The following is a 13,543-nucleotide window of genomic DNA, read 5'->3' on the forward strand; positions in this document are numbered from 1 at the left end:
CAAGCTCATTTCAACGCCTATGATCCTCATCCGACGAAACCAAAGAGGAACCATCCCGCTCATAGCGTCCTCTTATCTCGTCGACCTTCGTAGCGGGGTCCGCGTTTTCCAAGTCGTTTGAAAATGGTTCAGCCCTGGGAGTTTGCGGCGCGTCGCTTGAGGCTTTAGAATGAGTTCGACCCTCCGATCCGCCCGATTGACGAGGATGGAGTCAATGCCCACACTGTTGACCACGAACTCGATCACGCATTGCATTGGAATGCTCAAGCGTGGAGACCACGGGGCTGCCGAGCGGCTCTGGACCGCCTACATTCAGCGGCTGGTCGGGCTGGCGCGGGCCAAGATCGGTGGGGCACCGCGCGGTGCGGCCGACGAGGAAGACGTGGCGCTCAGCGCCTTCGACAGCTTCTGCCGACGCGCTGAGCGCGGGCAGTTCGCCCGGCTCTCGGACCGTGACGATCTCTGGCAAGTCCTGGTCGTCATCACCGAACGCAAGGCCATCGACCTGATGCGCCGTGAGGGGCGAAAGTCGCGTGGCGAGGGGAAAGTCCTCAGTTTCTCCGAGTCGTCGGGGTCCGTCTCCTACGAGGCGTTCGATCCAGGGCCGAGTCCGGAATTCGCCGCGCAGGCCGCCGAGGAATTCCGTCGTCTCTTGGGCCTCCTGGGGGAAGATTCCTTGCGTGAAGTCGCGCTTTGGAAGATGGAAGGGTACACCAACAAGCAGATCGCCGATCGGCTGGGCTGTATCGAGCAAACGGTCGAGCGCAAGCTCCGCTCGATCCGCATGATCTGGACCGGGGGAAAGACCCTGTGATCGAGCCGGCATCACCCGAGTTCAACCCTACATCTCCCTCAAAGGTCGGCCGTCTGGAGCGCGCCTGTGACCGGTTCGAGGAGGCCTGGAAGGCGGGGCAGCGGCCAACGATCGCGAGTTTCCTGACCGACCAGGAGGGGCAGGAGCACCCGTTCATGCTCCGGGATCTGCTCGTCCTGGATATCGCCTATCGCCGGCGGACCGGCGAGCGGCCGGCCCCCGAGGATTACTTGCGGCATTTCCCGACCGACGCGGCCGTGATCGACTCGGCCTTCGCAGAGGCGTCGGCGGAGTTGAAGGAGTGCAAGGCCCCGTCGTTCATCGGGTTCCCGGGTCCGGTGCCGGCGATCCCTGGCTACACGGTCCTCTGCGAGTTGGGTCGGGGGGGGATGGGGGTCGTCTTCAAGGCGCGCCAGCAAGGGCTCAACCGGCTCGTCGCCCTCAAAATGATTCTGGCCGGAGACCTCGCCGGGCCCGAGGCCGCCGCACGGTTCCTGGCCGAAGCCGAGGCGGTGGCCCGGCTCCAGCACCCGCAAGTCGTCCAGATCTACCGGATCGGCGATCACGGGGGCCGGCCCTTTCTCGAGATGGAGTACGTGGCCGGGGGCAGCCTGGCGGACCGACTCGACGGCACCCCCTGGGCCGCCCGCGATGCGGCCCGGCTGATCGAGTCGCTGGCCCGTGCCGTGCAGCACGCCCACAGTTTCGGCATCGTGCATCGCGACCTGAAGCCGGCCAATATTCTTCTCACGATCGAGGGGCTGCCAAAGCTCACCGATTTCGGCCTGGCCAAGAGCTTGGGCGCAGACGTCGGCCTGACACAGACCGGCTCGATCATCGGCTCGCCAAGCTACATGGCCCCCGAACAGGCTGAGGGGGGGAGGCGCGCGGTCGGGCCGGCGGTCGACGTGTATGCGCTGGGGGCTGTGCTTTACGAGCAGTTGACGGGCCGCCCACCGTTCAAGGCGGCCACGGTGCTCCAAACCCTGGAGCAGGTCCGCTCGGCCGAGCCGGCGGCCCCCTCGAAGCTTCAGCCGGGACTCGCGCTCGACATCGAGACGATCGTCCTGAAATGCCTTCAAAAAGATCCGCAGAGACGCTATGCCGAGGCCGAAGCACTGGCAGAGGATCTCCGTCGGTTCTCGGCCGGCGAACCCATCCTGGCCCGGCCGGTGGGTGCGCTCGAACGCGGGTTCAAGTGGGCCCGGCGCCGCCCCTTGATCGCCGCCCTGTCGGCGGCCAGCGTCCTGTCGACGGTCCTCCTCACGGTCGTCCTGGCAATCACCAACGTCATCATCAGCCAGGAGCGTCGGCAGATTCTCGAATCGCTCGGCCGCGAACGACTCGTCAAGGAAGAGCTCGTCCAGACCAACAATCGAATCGCCCAACAGCAGCAGCAGACCGAAGTGGCGCTCCAAGGGAAGATCAAGGCGCTGGAAGAGCGGACCGACGACCTCTTTCGCGAGCGGCAGTCCTCCTACTACCAGCGAATCTCGCTGGCCGAGGACGAGCACCGGGGCGGCCGGATCGGCCGCGCTGAGCAGGTCCTGGACGCCTGCCCCCCCGACCTTCGCGGCTGGGAGTGGCACTTTCTCAAGCGATTCCTCAACACAGGACCGATCACCCTCCGAGGCCATACCGGCGAGGTCTGGGACGCCGCGTTCAGCCCCGACGGCCGAACCGTCGCCTCGGCCAGCTTCGACCTCACCGCCAAGGTCTGGGACACCGCCACCGGCCGCGAACGGCACACGCTCCGCGGCCACACGGCCCGGCTCTACAGCGTGGCGTTCAGCCCCGACGCAACTCGCCTGGTGACCGCCAGCGCCGACCAAACGGCAATCGTTTGGGATGTATCCAGAGGGCGGAAAGTCCATGTTCTCAAAGGGCATACGAACAACGTTCGCTGCGCCCGGTTCAGCCCGAACGGGCGCTGGATCGCCACCGGAAGTTGGGACGACACGATCCGGATCTGGGATGCGCGCACCGGCGAGACCGTCCGGGTGATCCCGACCGGGGCCGGCCAGATTACCCGGCTCACCTTCAGTCCCGATGGAAGCTGGATCGCGGTGGGGGGAACGTCGAGCGTGGCCCAGGTCTGGGAATTCGCGACCGGCCGTCTGATCCAGACCTTCCGCGGGCACAGCGAGCACGTCCTCAGCGTTTCCTTCAGCCCCGACGGTCGACGGGTGGCCTCGACCAGCGGCTCTCCCGGCGGAGGCGCGGGGGTCGTCAAGATCTGGGACGTCGCCAGCGGCCGGGAAGTCCTCGCGATCGACCACCCCCCCGGAATTCTCGAGCGGGTGGCGTACAGCCCCGACGGCCTCCGGCTCGCCACCTCGGGGTGGGATGGAACGGTCAAGCTCTGGGAAGCCGAAAGCGGGCTGGAGATCCTCGGCCTCCACAGCCATTCCGGCCGAGTCTGGGGCGTCACCTTCAGCCCCGACGGCGGGTCGCTCATCTCGGCCGCCGCCGACGGCACAGTCGTGATCTGGGACTCCAACCCACCGGATCGCGGCAAGCCCCGCAGCGCCGCGCCCACCGTGGGAGAATGACGCGAACCAGGCCCCCACAAGAGAGGGCGGACCGGCCGAAATCCAAGGCTCGGCCGGGGTCAGCCCTTTCCGTCAGATGGCACTTGGGCTTGGCTTGGGTCGCGGGCATCCCGCCTTCGACCAGCCGGGAATCCAGGCCACGATGGCCGCCCGTAAGGCCGTTCCGGATCGGCCAATTTCTGGGAGCTCCAAAGAAGGGGCGGCCGTCAATATCCAGGGGCGCAAGCCCCTGGATATGACGCAATCAAAAACATCTTCATCCACTTTCTACTCCCCCGCCGCGGCTGCCAGGCCGTCGGCCCGCTAGCCTGGATTTCTCACCAGGGATTGAATCGGGCTGCCTTGCGTGTCATAGGTGGAATTGCGACAACCACTTTTGACACCGAACCAAGGCAGCCCGATGGCTACAGAGTGTAACTCGACTTACCTCGACTTTTCCATCCTCGGTCACCGCCAAGTGCTCGCCGATTTTGACGGGGGCGCCATCTCTTCCGACGGCGGTGCACTTCTGCTCCGTCAGATCGAAGCCCGCACCGGGATCATCCGCCAGTTCGCCGCCTGCTTTACCGACCATCGCGATCCTGACCTCGTCGAGCACCCCCTGGAACACCTCCTGGCCCAACGCGTCTATGGTCTGGCCTTGGGCTACGAAGACCTCAACGACCACGACGATCTCCGCTGCGATCCGTTACTGGCCACCGTCGTCGGCAAGACCGATCCCACCGGCCAGGACCGGCCACGGCTCCGCGATCGCGGCAAGCCGCTGGCTGGCAAGAGTACCCTCAACCGCTTGGAACTGACCCCTGTCGGGGCCGACGGACAGAGCCGTTACAAGAAGATCACCTGTCAGACCCATGAGGTCGAACGGCTCTTCGTTACCCTCTTTCTTCAGGCCCACAGCCGACCCCCCGAGCGGATCGTTTTGGACCTCGACGCCACCGACGACACGGTCCATGGCCGCCAACTTGGCCGCTTTTTCCACGGCTACTACAAGGGATACTGCTATCTCCCGCTCTACATCTTCTGCGGCGACCACCTGCTCTGTGCCCGGCTGCGTCCCTCCGACATTGATGCCAGCGCCGGCTCGGTGAAGTCCCTCAAGCGGATCGTCTCGCAGATCCGCCAGGCGTGGCCTCAGGTGAAGATCCTGATCCGCGCCGACAGCGGGTTCTGCCGCGAGGAGATCCTTCGCTGGTGTGAGGACAACGGCGTGGATTACCTGATCGGCCTGGCCAAGAACACCCGGCTGACGGCGGCGATCGCGACGGAATTGGCCCAAGCACGCCAGCAATTCGAGGCGACGAAACAGCCGTCCCGGGTCTTCGCCGAGTTGCGTTATCAAACGCAGAAGACCTGGAGCCGAGAACGTCGGGTGGTGGCCAAGGCCGAGCATCTGGGCAAGGGGGCCAACCCGCGGTTCGTGGTCACGTCGCTCACGGTCGAGGAACGAGCGGCGCCGCCGCTGTACGAGCAAGACTACTGCGGTCGCGGTGAGATGGAGAACCGGATCAAGGAGCAGCAACTCCATCTGTTCGCCGATCGGACCAGTGCCCACACGATGCGTGCCAACCAGATCCGGCTGTTCTTCTCCTCGATCGCCTACGTGTTGCTGGAGGCGTTGCGGCGGCTGGGGCTGGCGGGAACGGCGATGGCCGAGGCGCAGTGCCAAACGATCCGTCTGAAGCTCTTGAAGATCGGGGCGTTGGTGCGGGTGACGGTTCGCAAGGTGTGGGTGAAGTTCTCGAGCGGTTGTCCGTATGCGGAAGTGTTTCGGCGTGTGCACACCAACTTGGCGCGGTCGGGGCCCTTGATCCCGAGGTGCTGAAACGAGGAGACCCAGTCAAATGAGGCGGGAAAGCCCCTCCCTGAGGAGGGGTGAGGATCGGGGTGCGCCCCCGCCTGGGCGCGGGGGCCTGAGGAACCAGGTTCGCGTTGGCGTGAAGAGGTCCGATCAGGTCCACGCCGACGTGATGAGCAAGCGGGAGACCACGCAGGCCGCGGGTGGCGGGGGCGAGCCGTCGAAATCGTCGAGCGATCGGACCCCGAAAGAATAGGGTGAGAAATCCAGGCTAGTCGCGGCGACAGAGCAAATACCCTTTGATTTGTTTTATAGACGAACCTGATTTCAACACAGAAACTCGGTCAAGCGATCTCTCATGCGTGATGGCCACACCCAGTGAACCCGGCCCACAGGAATCGCCCCATTCTCTGAATTTCCACTGTACGCCCGTTGACTTCCTGCCGATAAATCGTTCCAATCCCCAAAGCTTGGGAATATTTCGGGGTCATGCCACGCAAGGCGCGGCCATCGCACTCGACGGCGACAAGCGAGGAGAACGAACATGACCAAGATGATCACCTGCCTGTGGTTCGACAATGGCAAGGCCCGCGAGGCGGCCGAGTTCTACGCAAGTGTGTTCCCTGACAGCCACGTCGGGAAAGCCAACGGCTCCCCCGTGGACATTCCGTCTGCGCAGGTGGGCGAGGATCTCACCGTCGAATTCACCGTGCTGGGCCAGGCTTACGTCGGCCTGAATGGCGGGCCGAATTTCAAGCCGAATGAGGCGGTCAGCTTCATGGTCCTGACCGAGACCCAGGAAGAGACCGATCGCTATTGGAACGCCATCGTCGGTAACGGCGGCAAGGAGAGTGCCTGCGGCTGGTGTAAGGATCGCTGGGGTTTCTCCTGGCAGATCACGCCGCGCGTGCTGCTTGAGGCGACGACCGACCCGAATCGTGCCGCCGCGAAGCGCTCGATGGAAGCCATGATGACGATGAGGAAGATCGACATTGCCACGATCGAGGCCGCTCGCCGGGGCGAAGGCTGAGTAGGTTGACGCGCACGCGTTCAAGATCGGCCGCCGTTGTTCGCAATGCGATGCAGGCCAGGGCTTACTCGTGACGAAGCACGGAGCAGAGGGCATCATGTAACCCTTCTGCTATTTCTGAAACGGATAACCCAGCTGGGATAAAGATCATGACGGATACGATCCCGAAATGGCAGCGCGTGACCGGATGGGTGCTCTCGGGCATCCTCGCCCTGTTGTTCCTGCCCAGCGCCTACTTCAAAATCGCGCAGCCCAAGGGCTTCGTCGAGGAGTGGTCCAAGACCTACCCCGCCTCCTCCGCCCTGCCGCTCGGGATTATCGAACTGACGATGTTCGTCCTCTACCTCGTCCCGAAGACCCGCTATCTAGGCGGCCTCGTCATACTCGCCTACCTCGGCGGCGCAGTGGCGACCCACGTCCACGCCAACGACGGGAAGTTTTTCGTGCCGGTCATCGTCGGCGTCGTCGCGTGGCTCGGTCTGTATTTCCGCGATCGCAAGCTCCGCGCCCTCGTGCCACTCGTCAAGGATTGACGGGGAGGGAGGCCAGCCCTCACGACGGCCATTGCGAGACACAGCCAAGGCCGAGAACGGGAACTGCTTCCGCTTCAGACGGCGGCAGAAGAGTGAGCGGTCCGTGCTAGCTCCTCACCCAGTAGGTGTTGTATGCCGGTGTCACCTGCCTTCGACGAGAGCAACCGCGCCCAGACGGAACGACTACGTACGCTCGCGCTGAGCCTGACGCCGGACACTGAACGGCCTGCTCGCGACTGAGCAACCGGAGTCAGGCCGTGGCCGGGTCATCGGGTTAGCTGGTCGGACAACGCCTTTTCCATCTCGCTCTGGAGGCGGGCGACCAATTCGGCCACGGGCAACGCGCGAGCGAGCGGAGCGCCTTGCCCAGCCCACTGGGCTCCGTACCCGAACTCCCCTGCGGCCTTCGCCGCCGCATGCAGTGCCTTCCCCGCGTCGTAAGCGATCGGGTAGACCGGGACCGCTCTCTGTTCGACACCCACACCGAGGGCTGTAAAACGGTTGGCGAGGCAGCGAGCGGGGCGGCCCGAAATCGCCCTCGTCATCACGGTATGTTCCGCCGATGGGCCGAGGAGCGCAGCGCGGTAGCCCGCGTCGGCCGACGACTCCGGACAGCCTATGAATGCAGTGCCAAGTTGTGCGGCGACCGCCCCAAGCGTGAGCGACGCGGCGACCCCGGCTCCGTCCATGATCCCGCCGGCCGCAATCACCGGTATGTCGACCTTTTTCACCAGCAGTCGGGTCAATACCGCCGTCCCGAGCCGATCATCAGGCTCATCGGGGTCGAACACTCCGCGATGTCCCCCCGCTTCATACCCCTGGGCCACGACGGCATCGATCCCGGAAGCGGCGATAGCCTTCCCCTCTTCGAGATTCGTCGCTGTTGCAAGGAGCACGATCCCGGCAGCGCGGAGAGCCTCGATCCGATCGCGGGCGGGCAGGCCGAAGTGGAAGCTGACAACAGCCGGGCGTTCGGCCAGCAGAACCGCGAGCTTGGCGTCGTCAGTCAGGAAGGTCTGATAGATTTCCGTCAGGCGGGCCGGCGGTTGCGCCCCGTACCGCTCGAACTCAGGTCCGAGCCGGGCGAGCCACCCCGCCTCTCGGGCGGCATCCACGGCGGCTGGCTGGCTGCAGAACACGTTGACGTTGAACGGACGAACCGTCCTAGACCGAACGGCGGCGATCATCTGCCGGGTGGTTTCGGCATCAACCGACCCGACCCCGATGGAGCCGAGCCCACCGGCGTTCGAGACTGCGGCGGCCATCTCCGGCGTGGACACGCCCGCCATCGGGGCCTGTATGATCGGCAACGCGATCCCGAGCTTGCGGAGGAATGGGTCCACGGGGCTTCTCCTTCGGGCGTGGTGATCTCATTCTCCCGGCCGAATCGAGGAGGCACCGTACGGATCACTTCCTCGCCACGGACGGCTCGGGATTACACACACGGACGGCAAGAAGCGATTGTAACAAGCTGCTGGCATCGGACGGGCTGCAACCTCACTGCCCCCTCTCTACAGTTTACCCATCAGCGGCATTTTCAAGTAATCGTTTTTTAATAACAGCGAAACACACTCTTACACGAACGGCGAAGTCATCGATTGTTCGAGCGCGGGACGATTTCCGCGAGAGCCAATTCGAGCTCGTGGACCCGCTTCTCGAGAGAGTGGTAGACATCCCCGATTTCGGTCAGATCGCCGGCATAGCCCATGGACTCCAGCGTCTCCGCTGCGTTATAGGCCGCGGACTTGCCGAACACCCCGATCGCCCCCTTCAGCGAGTGAGCCGTTCGTTCGATCCTCGTCGCGTCCCCACGATCGATCGCGGCTCGAATCTCGGCCATCGATCGCGAAACCTCGCCTTGAAACACGGCCACGATCTTCTCGACTTTCTCCCAACTGCCTCCGACTCGCTGGAGCAGTGCGTTCCGATCCGGCAGCACACCCTCGGAGCCATTGGGAGGGGGCGTCGCCTCGGAAAGGCCTTCTGGGGCCATAAATCCCGCCGTCGTCTTGGGCACGACGTCGGCGATGGCCCGGAAGAGGTCGCCGACCTCGATCGGCTTGGAGACATAACCGTCCATGCCCGCCTGCAGGCAATGCTCCCGATCGCCCTTGATGGCGTGGGCGGTCATCGCGACGATCGGGATGTGTCGGCCTGTCCCCCTCTCTCTCGCGCGGATGCAGGCCGTCACCTCGAGGCCATCCATCTCGGGCATCTGCACGTCCATCAGTATCAGGTCGAATTCCTGTTTCTCCCAGGCGGCGAGGCCCTCCTTGCCATTGCAGGCGACGATCACCTTGTGCCCGCGTTTCTCCAGCAGGATTGTTGCCAGCGTCTGATTGACGGGGTTGTCCTCCACCAGCAATATTCGGAGGCCCCGCGACGGGGCCGGCAAATCTCCCGGCTCGAGACGGGAGACGCGGTTGGCCAAGTCCCCGCGCCCGTCGGCGACCCCTGACGTGCCCAAAGACGTGACGATGGCGTCCAGTAGCTCTGAGCGCTTGATCGGCTTCACCAGGTAGGCGTTCACCCCCATCCGCCGGCAACGGTCGACGTCCCCTGACTGGTCGGCGGACGAGAGCATCATCAGAGTTGAACGGGCCAGCTCGGGGTGCGCCTTGATCTGCTCGAGGAGGGTGAAGCCGTCCATCCCCGGCATCATCGCATCTGCGAGCACCAAGGCGTATGGGTCGCCCGCGGCGGCTGCTCGCTTCATCTCCGCCAGCGCGCTGGGGCCGTCCGCAACGGCCTTGGGCCTCATGCGCCATTTGGTCAAGATCTCTTCCAGAATCAGTCGGTTGGTCGCGTTGTCGTCGACGACCAGCACCGGCAGGTTGTCAACCAAGGTCGACCCGGCGGAGTCCCGCGTGATACCAGGGGCCTTCCGCACGCCCAGCCGCATGGTGAAGTGGAATGTGCTCCCCTGGCCGGCCTCGCTCTCGACCCAGACCCGTCCCCGCATCAGAGCGATGAGCCTGGAGGAAATCGTCAGGCCGAGCCCGGTGCCGCCATACTGCCGCGTCGTGGAGCTATCGGCCTGAATGAACGCGTCAAAGATCAGGTCTTGCCTCTCACGGGGAATGCCGACCCCGGTGTCGGTCACCCGGAAGTGCAGACAGACTTCGTCGGCCGTCTGCGACTCCTTCTCGACATGGACGACCACCTCACCGTGCTCGGTGAACTTGATGGCGTTGCCGACCAGATTGACGACAATCTGACGAAGCCTTCCCGGATCACCCACGAGCGTCTCGGGGACGTCGGGAGCGATATGATAGGCGAGTTCGAGCCGTTTCTTGTGCGCCCGCAGGGCCAGCGCCTTCATCGTGTTGCCGAGGCTTTCGTGAAGGGAGAAGTCGATCGATTCGAGGTCGAGTTTGCCCGCCTCGATCTTCGAGAGGTCGAGGATGTCGTTGATCAGCGTCAATAGCGACTCGGATGACTCCTTCACGAGCTCGAGGTACTGCCGCTGTTCGGGAGTGAGATCGGTGTCGAGGGTGAGCTCCGTCATCCCGATGATGGCGTTCATCGGCGTGCGGATCTCGTGGCTCATGGTGGCGAGGAAAGTGCTCTTGGCTTGGGTCGCTTGTTCGGCGGCGTCCTTGGCTACGCGCACCTCCGCCTCGGCCGCCCGGGCTCGGGTGCTCTCTTCCCGCGCCTGGACCCATTCAGCGCGCAGACGCGTGGCGATGTTATTGAAGGCGGTGGCCACCTGGCCCAGTTCGTCCCTGGTCTCCAGGATGACGTGCTGGACCACCGAGCCGCCGAGCATACGTTCCGAAGCCTCCTTCAGTCGCCTCACGGTGGACAGGACGCCGAGATAGATGGCCAACAAAAGATAGGCGGCCGAGAGCAGCATCACCGCTGCGAAGGCCTCAATGAGATGCTTATTCCGGGTTAAACCATCGATGCGGGCGTGCAACAGGCCCTCCAGGCTGACGACAGCCCGGTCCCAGAGGGAGTAGTTGGCTTCCAGGCTTTTCTGGACGAGCCGGTCGTAGTCGGCCGGCTGGATCGCGATCGCCTCGGACCTGATGACTTCGCCGTCGATCGCGTTCAGGAGTGCATCCGTGGCGACAAGATGGGCGCGGAGCGTCGGCCCTAGATCGGCTTTCAGGTTGGCCGCGGAATTGTTCCGGAACGCGGCGTCAAGTCCCCTCCTGGTCGCCTCCACGTTAGAACGCAGCAAGCTGGACAGGCTGATGAACTCCGTCCTCTCCTCCCCCGTGGGCGTTCTGCCCTTGACGACGCCCTTACCCAACGAACTCGCAAGGGCCAGGAGATCCTGGCCTCCAGAGAGCGAGATGAAGGTGGCCTCCACCAAATAATAGCTGTCAAGGTCGGGGTCCAGGATGAGGTTCGAGGTATCCCCCACATAAGCGCCCAAGTCATGGCTCCCCGCGAGGAGCTGCCTGTGTAATTCGTCACTGTCACCGGTCTCCAGTTTCAACAGCTTCTCCCTGAGGAACCGCGCGTTCTCCTGGAGCGCGTTGTGCTTGCTCGTCGTCCGGAGGTTGTGACCGACTTCTCTCTCGATGGCCCGCAAGGTCTCCAGGTCCTCGGTGATCTCCGCCTGCTTCCCGATCAACCCGGTGCGGAGGGAGACCTTCCCGTTGCCGTAGGCGTGTGCCAGCGCTCGACTCTGGAGGACATGCTCGAAGAGTTGGCGCAGGGGGCGCAAATACCGGATGCCCTGGATCTCCTTCCGGGTGAACTCGATCCGTGCGTCCATCTCGGAGATCAAAAGGCCCATGAAAAAAGCCAGAGGCGTCACAAATAACAGGCTGACGAGCGCGAACTTCCGCGGGTAGGTGAGGCGGTTCATGACCGCGACCGCCGGCGCGATCAGCCACGGTTGGCGATCCGGCACCGAACCCGAGTTTGCGATCATAGGACACCCCCTCGAGCCGCCGTGCGAATAGGCTTTGAATGCCAATTCCCCGGCCTTGTGGATCGTCAGTTCCGTTTTCCAAACCGGATCGACCTTCCCGGTCAACTTGGCCGGGCTGAGCCTATGTATCTGCCGTCGGAGGGGGGTTGGATCGGCAGATCGACGACGATGCGTGTTCCGCCGGGGGAGGTGGACTCGACGGCGATGGTTCCACCATGAGATCGGACGATCCCATAACTGATGCTCAACCCCAGCCCCGTGCCCTTGCCCTGGGATTTGGTGGTAAAAAACGGGTCGAAGATCTTGCCGAGCACATCCGGGGAGATGCCGGCACCGGTATCGGTGACCGCGATCTCCACGCCGTCCTCCTTGACGCACGTGCCGACGATGACGCGGCCGCCCGGCTTGCAGGCGTCGAGGGCATTCGTCACCAGGCTGAGCACCATTTGGTTGATCCTCGCGGGATAGCAAGTAACCAGCGGCAAGGGGGCGAGAACGGTCTCCAGCACGACCTGAAGTTGGCTGGCCCGGCCGCGAGCGAGGTCGAGCGCCGATTCAATACATCTGTTCAAGTCCGCCTCCTTGAGCTCCTGTTCATCGAGCCGGGCGAAGTCGCGCAGGCTCGCCACGATGTGCTGGATGCGTTTCGCCCCGGCGGCGGTGCGTTCGAAGAGCCGATCGAGGTTCTCGAGGGTGTAGGGAAGGTCGACCTTCTGAGCATACTCCTCGATCGGCTCGACCAGCTCAGGCCGGCCCACGGCAAGGGGAGCCATGACCTCTCGGTAGAGGCTGAGCATCGCTTCCACATAGCCGAGGTCGCGGCGGAGGAGGGTGATGTTATTGATGACGAAGGCCAGCGGGTTGTTGATCTCGTGGGCCACGCCGGCGGCCAATTGCCCCAGCGAAGTCATCTTTTCGTTCTGAATGAGATGGCTCTCGGCACGCTTCAGTTCCTCGTGGGCACGACGTTCCGACTCCACCGACCTTTGTAACTCCAAGTTGCGCTGTTCCAGGTTCCGGTTCGCCTCGCGAAGCGCGACCGCGCCTTGGCGATATTGCGTATTGACATGAACGACGTCTTCGAAGGCGGAGACGAGGATATCGAGAAGTTGTTCGCGGCCGGCGGCCAGCTCGAATTCCTGATCGAGGAAAGTGACGCGCGTGGGGGGCGAGGGCTCAGGGGCGCCCCCGCCGCGCTGCAGGACCCGCCAGACGCATCCGAGGATCTCCGCAGGAGTGCGTTGTTTGGTGACGAAGCCGTCGGCGCCGGCCTGGAGCCCGCGCAGCACGTTCACGGGGTCGGCCTCGCTGGTGCAGACGACGATGGGGATGATGCGGTGTATGGGGTCGGCCTTGAGGCGTCGGCAGAGGTCGAAGCCGCTGTCGCCGGGGAGGTGGAGGTCGCTGAGGACGACGTCGAAGTGTTCCTCATTCAGGCGCCGGAAGCCGGTTTCGGCGTCGGGGACGAGGACAACTTCGAATCCGGCCTCTTCGAGAATGAAGCCGAGGTGCTGGGCCTGAGTCGGACTGTCCTCGACGACGATCACGCGCGGCATGGTTCGGTTCTCTGGAGACCTGCTACTTTCTTCATTTTACGAGCACGCCTTCCGCTATGCTCAACTGGTCCACGTTTTCGGAGCCGTCACGGCGATAGCATCAGAAGTTGAACCGACTTCTCGAGACCACCGACCCATTCCACAGCGGATGCACAGTGCCACGAAGGCTTCGACCACTCTATACGCTTGTCACCCTCAGCCCGTGAACGCGTACCCCGACGCTGATCAGGTGCTCGTCGAGGGGGGGATAGGGTCGGCCCTCAAGCCATGATTTCCCCACCCGTAACGCCTGACGGAGAGTCAAGACCTTCCTCAAATCAGAATGGATGTGTGCATTGGCCGCGATTGATTCTCCCCCGGCCGCGCAACTCG

General features: G+C 63.9%; 8 protein-coding genes. 5 read left to right on the forward strand and 3 right to left on the reverse strand.

What is annotated here, in order from left to right; translation table 11 throughout:
• Window positions 1-214 precede the first annotated feature (214 nt).
• From SINAC_RS36210 to SINAC_RS36235, 5 genes are all read left to right on the forward strand, one after another.
• Window positions 215-814, forward strand: coding sequence for an ECF-type sigma factor (locus SINAC_RS36210; protein WP_015250503.1), 600 nt, complete (start codon window positions 215-217; stop codon window positions 812-814).
• Window positions 811-3,366, forward strand: a complete 2,556-nt coding sequence (locus tag SINAC_RS38360; RefSeq protein WP_015250504.1) for a WD40 repeat domain-containing serine/threonine protein kinase — start codon at window positions 811-813, stop codon at window positions 3,364-3,366. Before SINAC_RS36210 ends, SINAC_RS38360 begins: the two co-directional genes overlap by 4 nt.
• Window positions 3,367-3,766: 400 nt before the next feature.
• Complete coding sequence (locus tag SINAC_RS36220) at window positions 3,767-5,191, forward strand: IS1380 family transposase (protein ID WP_015244773.1); 1,425 nt, start codon at window positions 3,767-3,769, stop codon at window positions 5,189-5,191.
• Between the two features lie 517 nt (window positions 5,192-5,708).
• The gene (locus tag SINAC_RS36230; protein WP_015250505.1) at window positions 5,709-6,194 is read left to right on the forward strand and encodes a VOC family protein; all 486 of its coding nucleotides are present in this window, start codon (window positions 5,709-5,711) and stop codon (window positions 6,192-6,194) included.
• Between the two features lie 149 nt (window positions 6,195-6,343).
• Window positions 6,344-6,727 (forward strand): DoxX family protein, encoded by a 384-nt coding sequence (locus SINAC_RS36235; protein WP_015250506.1) that lies wholly within the window; start codon window positions 6,344-6,346, stop codon window positions 6,725-6,727.
• Window positions 6,728-6,993: 266 nt separating this feature from the next.
• Here the strand turns inward: SINAC_RS36235 and SINAC_RS36240 are convergent, their stop codons facing one another.
• From SINAC_RS36240 to SINAC_RS36250, 3 genes are all read right to left on the reverse strand, one after another.
• The gene (locus SINAC_RS36240) at window positions 6,994-8,070 is read right to left on the reverse strand and encodes an NAD(P)H-dependent flavin oxidoreductase (RefSeq protein ID WP_015250507.1); all 1,077 of its coding nucleotides are present in this window, start codon (window positions 8,068-8,070) and stop codon (window positions 6,994-6,996) included.
• Window positions 8,071-8,318: 248 nt separating this feature from the next.
• On the reverse strand, window positions 8,319-11,615 hold the full coding sequence (locus SINAC_RS36245; RefSeq protein WP_015250508.1) for a response regulator: 3,297 nt from the start codon (window positions 11,613-11,615) through the stop codon (window positions 8,319-8,321).
• 101 nt (window positions 11,616-11,716) lie between these two features.
• The gene (locus SINAC_RS36250; protein WP_015250509.1) at window positions 11,717-13,171 is read right to left on the reverse strand and encodes an ATP-binding protein; all 1,455 of its coding nucleotides are present in this window, start codon (window positions 13,169-13,171) and stop codon (window positions 11,717-11,719) included.
• Window positions 13,172-13,543: the final 372 nt, after the last annotated feature.

This window comes from Singulisphaera acidiphila DSM 18658 (assembly GCF_000242455.2).
GTDB classification, from domain to species: Bacteria; Planctomycetota; Planctomycetia; order Isosphaerales; family Isosphaeraceae; genus Singulisphaera; species Singulisphaera acidiphila.